Below are 16,464 nucleotides of genomic sequence, written 5' to 3'. Positions count from 1 at the left end.
GCCCGGACGTAAGGTGGTGGAGATCGTGTACGGGGCGGTGGGGCCGGGGGAACCGTCGGCGGGCGTCCCGTGTCTGGCCGTACGGGAGGGGCTGCGACCGCCATGAGACCAACGCTCGCCGCGCAGGCACTGCGCGACACGGCGGTCGAGTATCTGACCACCACTTTCGCGCTGGCCGAACCGGCCACGCAGGAGGCGCTCACCGACTTCCTCACCGATCCCGCCGACGGGCTCTTCCGGGGGCCGTACCTGCGTATCCGGCGGCCCTTCCGGTCCGCTCCCGGCGGCTGGGAGCAGCACCTGGACTGGTGGCGGGACGGTTTCCGACCGTACGCGCACCAGGCTGAGGCGTTCGCGCGGCTCACCACCAAGGACGGGCACGTGCCGCAGCCCACGCTGGTGACGACCGGTACAGGTTCCGGGAAGACCGAGTCGTTCCTGGTGCCCGTGATCGACCACTGCCGTCGGGAGCGGGCAGCGGGACGGGCCGGCGTCAAGGCGGTGCTGCTGTATCCGATGAACGCGCTCGCCGGGGACCAGGCGGGGCGGCTCGGCAAACTGCTGGACGAGGACCGGCGGCTGGCCGAGGTGACCGCCGGGCTGTACATCGGTGAGGCGAGCGCGCGCGGGACGGCCTCGCCGTATGGTCGGGTGATGGTGGACCGGGCCGAGATACGCCGCAATCCGCCGGACATCCTGATCACCAACTACAAGATGCTGGACCTGCTGCTCCAGCGGCAGCTCGACGCCCCGCTGTGGGCGGACGCGGACCTCGCGTACGTGGTGATCGACGAGTTCCACACCTACGACGGCGCGCAGGGCACCGACGTGGCGATGCTGCTGCGGCGGCTGGGGGCGGTCGCCGGGGCGGCCGAGGAGGGGCGGCCGCTGGGGTCGGTGTGCCCGGTGGCGACGTCGGCGACCCTCGGCGAGGCCGGGCCGGACGCCGATCCGCAGACCGCCGGGGGCGGTGGGGCGCGCGCCATGCTGGACGTGGCGTCGCGGGTGTTCGGCACGTACTTCCCCGACGACGCGGTGATCGGGGAGGACCGGCGGGAGCTGAGCGTCTTCCTGAAGCCACTGGACGCCTCGCTGCCCGTGCCGTCGCCCGGCGAGGTGGCCGCGCTGCCCGATCCGGCGGCGACGGCCGGAGGGATGGACCGGCTGGCCCGTACGGTGCTCGGCTGCGACACGTCCGATGCCCGGGAGCTGGGGCGCCGGCTGCTCGCGCATCCGGTGACGCACGACCTGCTGGCGACCGGGGTGGACCGGCCGCTCACCGCCGAGGAGGTGTTGGGCGCGTTCCCGGCGAGTTCGCCCTGGCGTCTGGCGGTGGAGAAGGACCCGGTGACCGCCGTGGAGGCTCTGACCCGATTCGTGGCGCTGGTATCCGAGGCCCGCGACCCGGACGCCCCGGACGGGGAGGAACGGCCCCTGCTGCTGGTCGAGAGTCACCTGTGGGTGCGGTCGCTGTCGCGGGTGCTGCGGTTCGTCTCGCCCCGGCCGGTGTTCTCCTGGTCGGACGCCGACCAGGCCGCCGCCTCCGCCGTGGCGTCGGCCGCGCAGGAGGAGCGGCGGCGTTCGGCGCTACGGTCGGGCCGGCTGCCATCGGCGTACTGCCGCCACTGCGGGCGGTCCGGCTGGAGCGCCGTGTGCCCCGAGCGCAACCCGTCCGTCCTAGTGACCGACCCCGACGACATCTACCGGCTGAGCGCGGGCGGCGGCGCCGGGAAGGCCCGGGTACGGGCGATGATCGCGGCGACGCCCGCCGAGGCGGCCGAACAGGCCCGGCGGGCCCTCGCGCGAGCCGAGCGGCGGCGCGGCGCAGTCTCGCGGGACGCGAGAGTGCTCGTCCTGGAGGACAACGGGGAGCGGCTGCGGCCCGTCGACCCGGATGAGGTGCTGCTGCCCGGCGGGCGGATCGCCGAAGCCCCGGACAACGGGGTGTTCGTCAAGCTGTGGTATCTCAACTCGGACGCCGACGAGTACGCCCGGCAGGACCGCTGCCCGGCCTGCGGCCAGGCGCAGGGCATCCGCTTCCTCGGCGCGGGCGTTGCGCCGCTGGCGTCGGTGGCGGTCACCCAGCTGTTCACCGGCGGCGAGCTGCCCGCGCGGGACGCCGACGGCAACGACCGGCGCCGCACCCTGGTCTTCAACGACTCGGTACAGGACGCCGCGCACCTGGCCGGGTTCGTGGCCAGTCGGGCCTGGAAGTTCTCCCTGCGTTCGCTGGTGCACGAGCAGCTGACCGAACAGGCCGCTCGGAACGCGGAGTTCGCGAAGGACGGTGTGCCGCTGAACGAGCTGATCGCCGCGCTGGTGCGCCGGGCGTCGGTGGACAAGGAGAAGCTGCTGGCCTCCGTCGTCCCGCCGGATCTGCACGACGTGGACGGGGTGCGGCGGCTGCTGGCCGGACGGAAGCGGCTGCCGAAGGACACGTGGAAACTGGTCGGGGAGCGTCTGGCGTTCAACACGCTGCTGGAATTCGGGCTGCACGCGCGGCTCGGCCGGACGCTGGAACTCACCCGGACCGTGGCCGCCGAGGTCCAGCTGCCCGACCCGGAGACGGCGGCGAGGACCGCCGAGGCCCTCTACGAGGACGTCCTGCGGCAGCAGCTCCCGTGGGAGGAGGTGCCGGCCGAGGAGTCCCCCGCCCGTCCGGAAGCCGAAGACGGCGGCCCGGACGCGGCCACGGTGGCCGGGGTACCCGCCGCTGGACCCGAACGGCTGCGCCGCTTCGAGGGGTTCGTGCGCGGGCTGCTGGAGCACATCAGGGTGAGCGGCGGTATAAGGCACGCTTGGCTGGACACCTTCATCGGCGATGAGGGCCGTAACCGCTACAGCGTGTGGGGTGGGCGCCCGGAGGGGATGCAGGCGTTCGGGCGGGGGTCCGAGGCGCCCGCGTTCGTCCTCGTGGGCGCCCGGCCCGGCCGGACCGACTTCGAGCGGGTCGACACCAGGGAGAGCTGGTACACCGACTTCACGGCGCGCTGCCTGGGCATGGACCGCGCCCTGGCCGGCGACTACCTGGCCAGGCTGATGCCCCGGCTCGCCGAACCGGGCATCGGCGCGCTGGCGTACCGGCGCACCGGCGAGCAGCGCGCCGGACGCGGCCAGGACCGGGCCGGGGTGTACGGGCTGACCCCCGGGCACGTCCGGGTGCGTCCGCTCACCGACGAGGAGACGGCCGACGCCGCGCTGGTGTGCCGCGAGTGCGGCTGGACGCAGACCGTGCCGCCGGAGCGGGTCGGGGTGTGGACGGGGCTGCCCTGTCCGCTGAAAGGTTGCGCCGGCGCCCTGCGGCGGCCCCCGGCGGCGGATGCCGGGCGGGCCGGACGCGACTACCGCGGCGACTACTACCGCCGGCTGTACCGGGAGGCCGACCCCTACAGCGTGGTCGCGGCCGAGCACACCGGCGTGCTGACCCGCAAGGAACGGGAAAAGGTCGAGAAGGGCTTCCGCGAAGGGGTACGGCACACCGACCCCAATGTGCTCTCCTGCACGCCCACCCTGGAACTCGGGATCGACATCGGCCAGTTGGAGGCGGTGCTGCTGGCCTCCCTGCCGCCGACGACCGCGGCGTACGTCCAGCGGTCCGGCCGGGCGGGGCGCTCCACCGGCAACGCGCTGCTGGTGTCCCTCGCCGACACCAGCCCGCGCTCCCTGTACCACTTGGCCGAGCCCCGGCACCTGATCGCCGGTCGGATCCTGCCGCCGGGCTGCTTCCTGTCCGCCACCGAGCTGCTGCGCCGCCAGTTCACCGCCCATCTCCTCGACCTCGCGGGGCGGGGCAGGCTGGAGGGCGTGCTGCCGCTGCCGGACCGGGCGACCGCGCTGTTCGGGCGAGCGGGTTGGCTTCGGCACTTCGAGCGGGCTGTCGTCGGCCGGACCGACCTGGTGGACGACTTCCTGCGGCTATTCCCCGAGATCGAGGGCGTACCCGACTCGGGGGCCACCCGTGACGCCCACAAGGAGCTGCGCCGGTACGTGGAGCCGCTGCCCGACGCCGGCGACGCGACGGCGGAGCGGTCGCCCGAGCGGTGGCTGGCCTGGCGGCTGCGGGACGCCGAGGCCGCCTGGGATGCAGAGCGGGCAGAGCTGGTGGACCGGCTCGCGGCGATCGACGAGGCGGCCGAGGCCCTGCACGACAGCGTCGAGGATGAGGCCCGCGAGAAGCGGACCCTGGGCCGGGAGGCCAAAGCCGTACGCGGGCAGCTGCAGACCCTCGCCCAGTCCGGCGCGCAGGCGTTCCTGGTCGAACGGGGACTGCTGCCCAACTACACCCTGGTAGAGAACGGCGTCCGGCTGGAGGCAGTCCTCACCCGCAAGGAACCCGCCCGGCGAGCCCGGGGCGCGGAGGCGGAGCAGGCACCGGGAACCCAGTGGCGCACCGAGACGCGCCTGTACCAGCGGCCCGCCGAGGCCGCGCTGACCGAACTGGCGCCGGGCAACTCCTACTACGTGCTCGGCTACCGGCACGAGGTCGACGGATTCGACCTCGGCGCGCGGCCCCGGCACGGCGAGCAGACCGGGGCCGGGGAGGAGAGCCGGCCGGCGATCGCAGTGTGGCGGGTGTGCCCGGAGTGCGGCCACGTCCGCACCGGGCGGGACGCGGAGGCGGACACCTCGCCGTGCCCGCGCTGCGCCGGGCCCGGCATCGGCGGCCGATCGGCGCGGTTCTCGGTGATCGTGCCGCGCAAGGTCACCTCCCGTGACCGGCGGGACGACGCCCGGATCATCGACGACCAGGAGTCCCGCAGCCGCCGATACCACTCGACGGTGACGGCGGTCGACGTCGACCCGGCGGCCGTCAAGGAGAGCTGGCGGCACGAGAGCGCCGTCTTCGGGTTCGACCATGTACGGGAGGCGGTCGTACGCCGCTTCAACCTGGGTCCGGCAAGGCCCGGCCGCCATCCGGACACGTTCTTCGCTGGGCGTGAGGTCACCGTCAGCCCGTTCACCGTGTGCCCGCTGTGCGGCGGAGCCACCGACCGGGATCCGGGGCATCCGCCCGTACAAGAGCAGGTGATCGAGTCGATCGCGGCCCGGCCTGAGCTGGCGCACCACCGGCCCTGGTGCCCCACCCGGCGCCGGGCCCGGCCCGTGGAGGCCGCCGACGCACGGGTGATCACATGCGCTGAGCACCGCACCGAGGCCCTGCGCGTCCTGCTGCCTGCCGCGACCCTGCGCGTACCCGAGCGGCTCGCGTCGTTCTCCGCCGCGCTCCACCTCGGCCTGGCCCTGCGCTACGGCGGCGACCCCGCGCACATCCGGTCCGCCCCCACCAGCGAACCGGACCGAGTGACCGGCCTGACCCGCAACCACCTGGTGCTCTACGACTCCCTGCCCGGGGGCACCGGCTACCTCCAGCGTCTGGTCGAACACGACGGCGAGGAGTTCCGGGCCGTGCTGGCGGGCGCCCAGGAGTATCTTCGCGAGTGCCCCTGTAAGAACGGGCCGCGGCAAGCCTGCCACCTGTGTCTGCTCGGCTACGCGCCGGACCGGGACTACCCCCTGCTCGACCGGCGCGAGGCCCTGTGGATGCTGGACGACGTCCTCGGCGTGGACGGGCGCAGCCGCTGGGACGTCCGCCGCGTCCGCAGGGAACCGGACGGGCAGGCCGCAGGCGGTGAGGGCGGCGGGGACGCGGATCACCGACGCTTCGCGGCCCAGGCGCAGAGCGATCTGGAGCGGCGGTTCATCGACTGCCTGGACCGGTGGCTGGAGAACGCGCCCGACGGCGCAGGGGTGGAGCACGAGGAGACGCCGACCGGCCGCCAGGGCAAGCGGTTCACCCTGCGCGGGCGGGACGGCTCGCCGGTCCACTGGGAGGTCGTCGCGCAGAAGCCGCTCGACGCCCACGGCACGGTCCCGGACCTGCTGCTGCGCCCCGCGGGCGACGCAGCCACCGGTGACGGGCCGCACCCCGTGCCGGTTGCCGTGTATCTCGACGGCTACCGTTGGCACGCCTCCGAAGCCGTCAACCGGATCGCCGGGGACGCGGCCAAACGGGCCCGGTTGCGGGCCGACGGCATGCTGGTCTGGCAGATCACCTGGGACGACGTCATCGCCTGGGAGAAGGAGCTGCGCGAGCGGTCCGGGCGCGCCGGCGGCGCCGACGCGGACGAGGCGGCGGGGGCGCTCGCCCCCGCGCTGGCCGGACCGCAGGCGCGGAGTGCCTGGCCTCCCTACCCGGTGGACGGGGACGGCACGCCGGGCGGCAAGGCGCGTGCCCGGTGGGCCCAACAGCGGCAGGACCCGGCGTACTTGGACCGGCTGTTCGCCGGTGCGATCCCCGCGCTGCTGGGGTTCCTGGCCGATCCGGACCCGCGCCGGTGGCAGGTGCTGGCACGGCTTGCCGTGGCGGGGCTGATGAGCATGGCGCGGCGGGAGGATGTCGTCGATGCCGGGCCAGAGGCGGCGGTGCCGTGGGTGGAGGCCGCACTGCGCGGCGAGGAACGCCCGGCGGTCGGCGGGGGCGGGCTGCGGCTGTACCCAGTACGCGACGGTTCGGGGCTGCCTCTGCTGCTGATCGGGGACTCCCGGTTCAAACCGCAGGGGCTGAGCGCGCTGGCGGTGCTGGACGACCGTCCGGAGGCTGTCGCCGGTGACGGCGCCGAGCACCGGCGACGCTGGAAGGCGTGGCTGTGCTGGGGCAACGTCCTGCAGTTCCTGGACCCGTCTGGCGAGGGGCGGGCGGACGGATTACAGCTGGCCCGCACCGCGCTGGACGCCTTCGACGCGAGCCTGCTGGCCGCGACCGCCGGACAGGCCGGCGGGCTCCTGACCGCCCTGCGCAAGGACCGGCAGGGTACCGGGCTGACCGATGCCGGCGCGGAGCCTGAGCGGGGCGCCGACGTCCGCCTCACTGACTCCGGCACCGGGACGGTCGCGAACGCCGGCGGCACTACGCCTACGGCTCTGGAGCGGACGATGGCCTGGCAACTCGTGCTGCGGGAGCTGTCGTACATGGGCGACCCGGCCATCGAGAAGCTGGCGCGTACGCTCGCGGAGCGAGGCGACGTACCGCCGCCCGAGGCCGGGTGGGACACGCGCGGAGTCTCCCGCCCCCTGGAACTGGCCTGGCCCACGGCGAGGATCGCCGTCGTCCTGGCCGAGGACGCACAGGACACCGGTTACCTGACCGAGTGCCACGCCGCGGGCTGGCGCGTCGGGGAGGCGGCGGCCTGGGACGAGACCGAACTGGCCGCACTGCTCCGCGAGGCGCGGACCGGCATGACGGACGAGGGAGGCGGCGGAGCGTGAACAGGCCGGTCAGAACACAGGTCATCCCGACCCCGCAGGCCAACGAGGACATCAAACGTCTGGCCCCCGGCGACAAGAACGCCGTCGGCGACTTCGTCCGCAGGCTGCGCGCCGACCGCTCCAACCGCGCTCTGCGGCTCACCTCGCTGCGCGACACCGGTCGCAACGGCCGGCTCTTCCTCGCGAGGATCGACAGCCACGGGATGGCCCTGCTGCTGGAGACCGACGAGAACCGTTTCAGCCTGCTCGCCGTGCGGGTCAGCGACACGGCCCGCGACGAACTCGCCCGGATCACCGTGGAGATCAACGAGGTCTCCGGGGGCGTCGAACTCGTGGACCAGAGCGTGGTCAGCCGTGAGGTCGTCGCGCTTCCGCTCCGAGAGGACGCGGGCGACACCGAGGGCAGGGAGCCGTCGCCGGCCGACGACTCCGCTCATCCGGCACCCCGGTCGCTGCCTGTGCCCCTGTTCGCCCGGCACGACGACACGGAACTGCTCCGCCTCGGCGTGTCCGCCTCGCTGCTTCCGGCGCTTCGGCGAATCACGGACCGGGCACAGTTGGAGGCGCTGCTGGGCCACAACCTCCCCGCTCTCACCCGCGACGTCCTGCTCGCCCTGAGCGACGGGATGGAGCCCGCCGACGTCCGGGTCCACATCACCGAGGCCTGGCGCGCCGACGACAAGGTAGATCCGCACGACTGGGCGAAGGCGGCACGCCGGCCGGTGTCCCAGGTAAGCACCGAGGACACCGCCGTGCTCGACGCGCTCGGCGACGGGTTCGAAGCCTGGCGGCTGTTCCTCCACCCCGAGCAGCACCGCCTGGCCACCACCTCCTTCAAGGGGTCGGCCAAGGTGACCGGCGGCCCTGGGACCGGCAAGACGGTGGCGGCGCTGCACCGGGTGCGTCACCTGGTGGAGGGGCTGCCGCCGGGGCACACAAAGCCGGTGCTGCTCACCACGTACAACACCAACCTCGCCAAGGACCTGCGGGACAGGCTGTACCACCTCGGCGGTGACGAGCTGGTGCGCCGCGTCGACGTGAAGTGGATCGACCGGCTCGCCCGTGAAGTCGTTCAGGAGACGCACCCCGGGTCCCCGCTCCCCCCTCCGCTGAGCGACGATCAGGCACTGAGCCTCTGGCACACCGTGTGCGCCGAGGCCGAGGTGTACGCGTTCGACGCGGAGTTCCTGGACTGGGAGTTCAAACATGTGATCCTCGCCCAGGGCTGCGGCACCGACCACATGTACTTCCGGGCCGAACGAAAAGGCCGGGGCGTCCTCCAGCGTCCCCAGCGCCGCCAGGTGTGGGAGCTGTCCCAGCGCTACCGGGCGCATCTGAACCGGGAGCACCGCACCACTCACGCGCTCATCGCCGACGAGGCCGCCCGTGCGGAGGGCCGGCGGATGGCCAAGGTGACCGCGCAGGCCCGATACAAGGCCGAACACGGTGGCATCGACCTGATCCACCGCGAGGCCGGGAGCGGTATGTGGCTCAAGCCCCGTTACCGGCACGTGGTCGTGGACGAGGCGCAGGATCTGTCCGCCTCCCACTGGCGCATGCTGCGCGCGATGGTGACGCCCGGCCCGAACGACATCTTCCTGGTCGGTGACGCCCACCAGCGGATCTACGCCCATCAGGTGGTGCTTGGACGGCTGGGCATCAGCACGCCCGGCCGAGCCTCACGCCGGCTGACCCTCAACTACAGGACCACGCGCGAGATCCTGGGCAGCGCGCACGGCCTCATCGTCGGCGAGCAGTTCGACGATCTCGACAACGGCCGGGACACCCTCGACGGTTACCGGTCCGTCCTCACCGGGCTGGCACCGCAGTACTGGCGCGCCCCCGACTGGCAGACCGAGATGCAGGCGATCGCCGCGCTTCTCAAGGAACGCCACGACCGTTACGGAACGCCTTACGCGGCGATGGCAGTGGGCGTCCCGTCGCGTGACGCGGCCGCGCAGTTGGCCGCCACCCTGGCCGATGAGCGGTACGGCATCAAGGCCTGCGAGATCGGCAGGGACATCCCGCCGGGGATGGACGCCGTGCGCATCGGCACGCTGCACGGCTTTAAGGGGCTGGAGTTCCAACGGGTTTTTCTCGCCGGGGTGAGTGAGGGTCTCGTCCCACATCAGCGACTCGAGACTTATCGGCACGCCCAGCCGGAACGCTACCGGCAGGAGGAGCAGCGCTCCCGCTCGTTGCTCTTCGTGGCGGCCACTCGGGCCCGCGACGAACTGGTGATCACGTGGAGCGGGAAGGCCAGCCGTTTTCTCCCGGCCCACGCTGTAAGAACCGCCGGTCACGCCACGGAACTACTGGTAGACGACGGACCGCCATCCGGATCCGCAGTGGCATAATCGGACAAGCGCTGAGGGCGGACAACGGTACCTTCTACGACCAGCTGGCAGAGCCAGGATGCAGTGACCTGAGCTCAAACCTGCGGCCAAGCGCCAGCTGCCTACCGGTTCAACCGGACAACCGTGTGGACCACGAGCTGCGCGCCCCCAATCAACAGCTCTCTCCGTACCCATGTCACGTGTTCCCCGCCGAGGGCTCGAACCTGCTGCTACCCCCTGCGTCAGGTTCTGCGTCTCAGGCAGTCTGCATCACCGTCCGGCAGCGGCCCCAGGAGGCGGGAACGAGGTGGCCATAGACGTCGACGGTGGTCTTGATCGATTTGTGGCCCAGCCAGCGGGAAACCTCATGGATGGGGATGCCGTGGGCGAGCGCGGTGGAGGCGAAGAAGTGGCGCAGACCGTGCGGCGTGTACTTCGGGCTCCCGTCCGGCTTGACGATGCCCGCGGCCTTGAGTGCCTTCCTGAAGTGGTGCGCGTAGGTGGTCGCCGTTGGCATGGTGCGCTTGCCCCGGTCGCGAGGGGTGAACAGGGCCGCCATCCCCGCCGTCGTTACCGTGCCCCATTCCCGCAGGTGCGTGTCGATCTCCTCGGCTAGGAAGGCGGGTAGGGGTACGTCCCGGTACTCCCCCTCGGCTCGGTGCTTGGGTGCCATGCCGTGCGGCGGGACTGTCGGCGGCCGTCGGGTTTGGCGCCGAGGGCGACGACGGGGTCGATGACGCCGTAGATGATGCGGTAAGCCAGGAGGTCGGTTGCGGTATCCATCCACTCGTTGACACTCCGCTTGGGTGGCATCGGCCCGAGGACGGTGACGAACCGAGCTTGTTCCACTTTGACGGACACCGTCGGTGTGGTGGCAGGCCGCAAGGGCAGCCTCGCAGTCGGCGGGTGCGCGGTAGCCGAGACTGGTGTGTAGCCGGACGGTTCCCCCGCTGCGTCCCACGCGGCGCCACGGACACCGCACGCGGGCCGCATACCGCGCCCATGGGCGACGGGCACCACATCCACCCCACCCCAGCCCCGCCCACCCCACAACGGCCGCCACAGGGCCCCCAGCCCCCGCCCACAACGAAATCCGCAGCCAGGGCACAGCCCATCCAGCTGACGCCCGGTCAGTCACATCCAGCGCCGATCCAGCGACCGTGCGGATAACCAGGGATAACAACAGCTGACGAGACGTCACCAAATCCAGCACGGATCCAGCAACGGGAGCGACAGTGGGGCCGGCCCCGAATGGAACCGACCCCGCCTGACCTGCACATTTGCCAGATCGCTACATCAACGCTATGACCGACGTCACACGTTGAACCGGAACTCCACCACATCCCCGTCCTGCATCACATAGTCCTTGCCCTCCATGCGGGCCTTGCCGGCTGCGCGGGCGTCGGCGACCGAGCCGGTTTCGACGAGGTCGGCGAAGGAGATGACCTCGGCCTTGATGAAGCCCTTTTGGAAGTCGGTGTGGATGACGCCGGCGGCCTCGGGGGCGGTGGCGCCCTTCTTGATGGTCCAGGCGCGGGTTTCCTTGGGGCCGGCCGTCAGATAGGTCTGGAGGCCGAGGGTGTTGAAGCCGACGTGGGCGAGGGTGGCGAGGCCGGGCTCTTCCTGGCCGACGGACTGGAGGAGCTCCAGGGCCTCGTCCTCGTCCAGCTCGGCGAGGTCGGCCTCCAGCTTGGCGTTCAGGAAGATCGCCTCGGCGGGGGCGACCAGGGCGCGCTGCTCGTTCTTGAAGTCCTCGTCGGTCAGCTCGTCCTCGTCGACGTTGAAGACGTAGAGGAAGGGCTTGGTGGTGAGGAGGTGGAGGTCGTGGAGGAGTTCCTCCTTGCCCGAGCCCTGGACGATGCCCTGGGAGAAGAGGGTGTCGCCCTTCTCCAGGATCTCCTTGGCCGCCTCGACCGCCGCGACCTTCGGGGCCACGTCCTTCTTGATCCGGGACTCCTTGACCAGGCGCGGCAGCACCTTCTCGATGGTCTGGAGGTCGGCGAGGATCAGCTCGGTGTTGATGGTCTCGATGTCGTCCTTGGGCGAGACCTTGCCGTCGACGTGGACGACGTTCTCGTCCTTGAAGGCGCGGATGACCTGGCAGATCGCATCGGACTCGCGGATGTTCGCGAGGAACTTGTTGCCCAGGCCCTCGCCCTCGGAGGCGCCGCGGACGATGCCCGCGATGTCGACGAAGTCGACGGTCGCCGGAAGGATCTTCTGGGAGGCGAAGATCCCGGCGAGCTTGGCCAGCCGCGGGTCGGGGACGCCGACGACGCCGACGTTCGGCTCGATGGTGGCGAACGGGTAGTTGGCCGCCAGCACGTCGTTCTTGGTCAGGGCATTGAACATGGTCGACTTGCCGACATTCGGCAGACCGACGATTCCGATCGTGAGCGACACGTGGCGACTCGACTTCCGAGCGAGAGGTGGTGGGGTGGGCACGGCCCCGGGAGGGCCGATCCACCAGTCTACGGGGCGGCGCGGGCCGAGCGGCCGCCACCGGGACCGCCCGGCCGCCGGCCCGTAGCGAACTCGGCCGCAAGCTCGGCGAAAGCGCGTGTCCCGCGACCGGTTAATACCACTTAGCGGCCTACCGTGGCCGGGTGGAGCAACACGAAGCGCGCACGCCCCAGCACAGCCCGCCGCGGTCCGGACGGCCGCCCGCGGGCCAGGACGCCCGGCTCCCGCGCCCCGCGGAGGCCGTGACCCCCGATCCCGACGACGCCTTTCTCTCCGCGATGCGGGCCTCCGGGTTCGCGTCCGTACCGGCCTCCGCGACGGCCGCCGTGCACGCCCCGCCGCGCGGCTCCGCGCCCGCCGGGGCCCTCCGTGCACCCGCCCGTCCGGCGGCGTCCGCGGCCCCCGGGCACGCCCCGGCCCCACCGGCGGGCGCCGAGTCCTCCGCCGTCTACCGGGCCAGGTCCCGGCGCCCGGCGGCCGTCCCGCCGGACGGCCCGCGGCGCCGGATGCCTGCCGCCAAGCTGACCGGTCTCGGCTGCTGGCTGCTGGCGACGCTGGCGCTGCTGGCGTTCGCCTTCGTGGACCGGCTGCTGTTCGGCGGCGCACCGACCGCGTACGGCGTCTGCTACCTGCTGGTGGGCATCGGCGCGGCGCTGTGGGTCAGGCCGTACGACCTGATCTGCGCGCCGGTCACCCTGCCGATCGCCTTCGCGCTGGGTGCGCTGCCGATCCAGCACGGCGGGGACGGGTTGGAGGGGCTGCTGATGGGTCTCTTCACCGTCCTCGCGCTGAACGCGGGCTGGCTCTACGCGGGCACGCTGGTCTGCGCGCTGCTCGCGATCGTCCGGCGGGCGCTGCTCATCGCCCGGCGTCGGGCCAGCCGACCGGTGAGTCGACCGCAGAGCGGACCGCGCGGGCAGCGGAACCGGCCGCCGTCGCGGGTTGCCGACCGGCCCCGGCCGCGGCCCGGGAACCGTCCGCGGCAGGTGGCTCGCCAGCCCGAGCGGCGTGCGCAGCCATCGCGGCCCCCACAATCCCCGCATTGTTCTGAAGCTGAGCCGGCACGATCTCGGCCCTGATGCCCTCGATCAGCGGCAGGAACTTCTCCGCCTTGCGGCTCACCCCGCCGCCGATCACGAACAGCTCGGGCGAGAAGAGCATCTCGACATGGGCGAGGTACTTCTGGACCCGGTGGGCCCAGTGCTGCCAGTTCAGCCCCTCGTCCTCCTTGGCCTTGGTGGAGGCGCGCTTCTCGGCGTCATGGCCGTGCAGCTCCAGATGGCCGAGCTCGGTGTTGGGGACGAGGCGGCCGTCGATGAAGACCGCGCTGCCGATGCCGGTGCCGAGGGTGAGCACGATGACCGTGCCGGACCGGTCGCGGCCCGCGCCGTAGCGCATCTCGGCGAGGCCGGCCGCGTCCGCGTCGTTGAGCAGGGTGACCGGGCGGCCGGCGGACTCGCCGCCCAGCCGGCCGGTGAGCAGGGCGTCGGCATCGAGACCGATCCAGCCCTGGTCGACATTGGCGGCGGTACGGGTCGTGCCGTCGGTGACCACTCCGGGGAAGGTCGCACCGACCGGCCCCGTCCACCCGAAGTGGTCCACGACCGCCTTGACGCAGTCCGCGACCGCTTCCGGGGTGGCCGGGTGCGGGGTCAGTACCTTGTAGCGCTCCTCCGCGAGATCGCCGCGCGCCAGATCCACCGGGGCGCCCTTGATGCCCGATCCGCCGATGTCCACACCGAAGACCCTCATGGGAAAAGGCTAGGCGCCGACGGGGCGGCTCGCCCCCGGGATGAGACGACTCATGGCCCGGATGGCGAACCGGTCGGCGGCGGGGTCAGCCCTCGGTGGCTGCCTTGGCCTCGGCGCGCAGGTCGCGGCGGAGCTCCTTGGGCAGCGAGAAGTGGATGGACTCCTCGGCGGCCGTGAGGGTCTCGACGTCCTCGTAGCCGCGCGCGGCGAGCCAGTCCAGGACACCGTGGACGAGGATGTCGGGGACGGAGGCGCCGGAGGTGACGCCGACCGTGCCGACACCCTCCAGCCAGGCCTCGTCGATCTCCTCGGCGTAGTCGACCAGGTGGGCGTCGCGGGCGCCGGCGCCCAGCGCCACCTCGACGAGGCGCACGGAGTTCGAGGAGTTCTTGGAGCCGACGACGATGACCAGATCGGCCTCGGCGCCCATCTGCTTCACCGCGGTCTGACGGTTCTGGGTGGCGTAGCAGATGTCGTCGCTGGGCGGCGAGAGGAGGTTGGGGTAGCGGCCCTTGAGGGCGTCCACCGTCTCCATGGTCTCGTCGACCGAGAGGGTGGTCTGGGAGAGCCAGACGACCTTGTCCGGGTCGCGGACCTCGACGTTCTCGACGTCCTTCGGGCCGTCGACGAGGGTGATGTGCTCGGGCGCCTCACCGCTGGTGCCGATGACCTCTTCGTGGCCCTCGTGGCCGATCAGGAGGATGTCGTAGTCCTCCTTGGCGTAGCGGACCGCTTCCTTGTGGACCTTGGTGACCAGCGGGCAGGTCGCGTCGATGGTGGCGAGCTTGCCGCGCTTGGCCTCTTCGTGGACGACCGGGGCGACGCCGTGCGCCGAGAAGATGACGATGTTGCCCTCGGGCACCTCTTCCGTCTCCTCGACGAAGATGGCGCCCTTCTTCTCAAGGGTCTTCACGACGTACTTGTTGTGCACGATCTCGTGGCGTACGTAGACGGGCGCGCCGTACTGCTCAAGGGCCTTCTCGACGGCGATGACGGCGCGGTCCACGCCCGCGCAGTAACCACGGGGGGCGGCGAGCAGGACCCTGCGGCGCGAAGCGGCTTCGCCCGGGGTGGTGGCGGGAGTCGGGCTGGGCGAGGAAGTCATGCGTCCCATCGTAAGGGCGTGCCCCCGCCCCCGAAGATCGGCCGCTGGCCCAGACTGAGGGCGGCACGCAGCGAGGAGGCACAGATGCCGGTCACGGGCGGCAGTGGGGAGGAGGGGGCGGAGGGCGGCGCCGCGGGCGGGGGCGCGGACTCCGGCGCTCCCGGTGGGCTGCGGCGGACGCTGACCTTCCGGGATCTGCTCGTCTACGGTCTGCTGTTCATCGCCCCGATGGCGCCGGTCGGCATTTTCGGCACACTCCAGGCCAGGTCGCACGGTGCGGTCACGGCCGTCTACCTGGTCGCGACCGTCGCGATGGCGTGCACCGCCTCCTCGTACGCCCAAATGGTGCGGGTGGCCCCGCGGGCCGGGTCGGTCTACGCGTACGCGCGGGCGGGGCTGGGCGAGGGTGCGGGGTTCGTCGCCGGATGGATGGCGATGCTGGACTATCTGCTGATTCCGGCGGTGGCGTATCTGTTCTCCGGGATCGCGCTGCACGCGCTGGTGCCGGCCGTGCACCCGTGGGTGTGGACGGCGCTGGCGGTGGTGGTGACGACGCTGCTGAATCTGGCGGGCGTACGGACCGCGGCCCGGGTCGGGTTCGCGGTACTGGCGATGGAGATCGTGGTGCTCGCGGTGTTCGTGGTGTCGGCGGTCGTCGTGCTGGTGGCGCACGGGGCGCAGCGGGGGTGGGCCGCGCCACTGACCGGGGAGGGCGGTTTCTCGGTGGGGGCGGTGCTGTCGGCGGTGTCGGTGGCGGTGCTGTCCTATCTGGGCTTCGACGCGATCGCCTCGTTCGCGGAGGAGACCGGGGGCGGTGCGGACCGGGTGGCGCGGGCGCTGCTCACCTGCCTGGTGGTGGCCGGGGTGCTGTTCGCGGTGCAGACGTATCTGGCGGCGCTGCTGATGCCGGTGAGCGCGGCGGATCTCGCGGCCCGGCCCGGGGAGCAGGGCACGGCGTTCTACGCCACGGTCGACTCGGCGGTGGGCCGGTGGCTGCGCGATCTGGTGGCGGTGAGCAAGGCGGTCGGCGCGGCGTTCGCGGCGTTGGCGGGGCAGGCCGCGGCCGGCCGGCTGCTGTTCGCGATGGCCCGGGACCGGCGGCTGCCGGGGGCGATGTCGAAGGTGGACGCGGCCAGCGGGGCGCCGCGCCGGGCGCTGCTGGGGGCGGCCGTGGTGACGCTGGTGGCGGCGGTGGGCGCGGCCCGCAGGGACGACGGGCTCGACCAGCTGTCGTCGATCGTGAACGTGGGCGCGCTGACGGCGTTCGGGCTGCTGCACGCCTCGGTGCTCGGCTGGTTCTGGATCCGGGGAAGGCGGGGGGAGCGCCGGGCGGGGCGGAGCGGGGCGGCCGGGGGTGGGGCGCCGAGTGTGCTGTGGCATGCGGTGGTGCCGTTGCTGGGGCTGGCGGTGGTGATCGCGGTGGTCGTCGAGGCGTCCGCCACCGCGCAGCTCGTGGGCGGGGTCTGGCTGCTGGCGGGGCTCGTGGTGCTGGCGGTGCAGTACGGCGGGCGGGCGCGGGCGGGCGGGGCGCGGGGGTGACGA

The 16,464-nt window shown here is 72.4% G+C and carries 7 protein-coding genes and 1 pseudogene; 4 read left to right on the top strand and 4 right to left on the bottom strand.

Translation table 11 applies throughout. From position 1 onward, the window contains the following. Positions 1 to 102: 102 nt before the first annotated feature. Both TU31_RS02380 and TU31_RS02375 read left to right on the top strand, forming a co-directional pair. Positions 103 to 7,266, top strand: a complete 7,164-nt coding sequence (locus TU31_RS02380) for a DEAD/DEAH box helicase family protein (protein ID WP_042148102.1) — start codon at positions 103 to 105, stop codon at positions 7,264 to 7,266. Then, complete coding sequence (locus tag TU31_RS02375) at positions 7,263 to 9,623, top strand: UvrD-helicase domain-containing protein (RefSeq protein WP_045867290.1); 2,361 nt, start codon at positions 7,263 to 7,265, stop codon at positions 9,621 to 9,623. Before TU31_RS02380 ends, TU31_RS02375 begins: the two co-directional genes overlap by 4 nt. A gap of 235 nt (positions 9,624 to 9,858) precedes the next feature. Here TU31_RS02375 and TU31_RS02370 read toward each other — a convergent pair whose 3' ends face one another. Both TU31_RS02370 and ychF read right to left on the bottom strand, forming a co-directional pair. Continuing rightward, positions 9,859 to 10,275 (bottom strand): tyrosine-type recombinase/integrase, encoded by a 417-nt coding sequence (locus TU31_RS02370; RefSeq protein WP_078885512.1) that lies wholly within the window; start codon positions 10,273 to 10,275, stop codon positions 9,859 to 9,861. 641 nt (positions 10,276 to 10,916) lie between these two features. After that, positions 10,917 to 12,005 carry a redox-regulated ATPase YchF gene (gene ychF / locus TU31_RS02365; RefSeq protein ID WP_042148097.1) on the bottom strand — a complete coding sequence of 363 codons (1,089 nt, stop codon included), beginning with the start codon at positions 12,003 to 12,005 and terminating at the stop codon, positions 10,917 to 10,919. Positions 12,006 to 12,343: 338 nt separating this feature from the next. Here ychF and TU31_RS40525 point away from each other — a divergent pair. Further along, a pseudogene (locus tag TU31_RS40525) lies at positions 12,344 to 12,865 on the top strand (DUF6542 domain-containing protein); the annotation flags it as partial. A 58-nt stretch (positions 12,866 to 12,923) separates the two neighbouring features. Here the strand turns inward: TU31_RS40525 and ppgK are convergent. After that, entirely contained in the window at positions 12,924 to 13,817 is an 894-nt protein-coding gene (gene ppgK / locus TU31_RS02360; RefSeq protein ID WP_042148094.1) for a polyphosphate--glucose phosphotransferase, read from the bottom strand. 85 nt (positions 13,818 to 13,902) lie between these two features. Beyond that, positions 13,903 to 14,922: a 4-hydroxy-3-methylbut-2-enyl diphosphate reductase gene (locus tag TU31_RS02355; protein ID WP_063770768.1), complete on the bottom strand. Its 1,020-nt coding sequence runs from the start codon at positions 14,920 to 14,922 to the stop codon at positions 13,903 to 13,905. 84 nt (positions 14,923 to 15,006) lie between these two features. On the opposite strand from TU31_RS02355, the gene TU31_RS02350 reads away from it, so the two are divergent. After that, complete coding sequence (locus tag TU31_RS02350) at positions 15,007 to 16,461, top strand: APC family permease (RefSeq protein WP_078885510.1); 1,455 nt, start codon at positions 15,007 to 15,009, stop codon at positions 16,459 to 16,461. Positions 16,462 to 16,464: the final 3 nt, after the last annotated feature.

The organism is Streptomyces lydicamycinicus (assembly GCF_000829715.2).
Taxonomy (GTDB): domain Bacteria; phylum Actinomycetota; class Actinomycetes; order Streptomycetales; family Streptomycetaceae; genus Streptomyces; species Streptomyces lydicamycinicus.
The sequence above is the reverse complement of the archived record's forward strand: the minus strand, read 5'-3'. Positions and strand labels throughout refer to the sequence as shown.

What these genes read in the sequence shown, in the direction of transcription:
- TU31_RS02380 (WP_042148102.1), top strand. Translation starts at nt 103, where the DNA reads ATGAGACCAACGCTCGCCGCGCAGGCACTGCGCGACACGGCGGTCGAG.
- TU31_RS02370 (WP_078885512.1), bottom strand. Translation starts at nt 10,275, where the DNA reads ATGGCACCCAAGCACCGAGCCGAGGGGGAGTACCGGGACGTACCCCTA.
- ppgK (WP_042148094.1), bottom strand. Translation starts at nt 13,817, where the DNA reads ATGAGGGTCTTCGGTGTGGACATCGGCGGATCGGGCATCAAGGGCGCC.
- TU31_RS02355 (WP_063770768.1), bottom strand. Translation starts at nt 14,922, where the DNA reads ATGACTTCCTCGCCCAGCCCGACTCCCGCCACCACCCCGGGCGAAGCC.
- TU31_RS02350 (WP_078885510.1), top strand. Translation starts at nt 15,007, where the DNA reads ATGCCGGTCACGGGCGGCAGTGGGGAGGAGGGGGCGGAGGGCGGCGCC.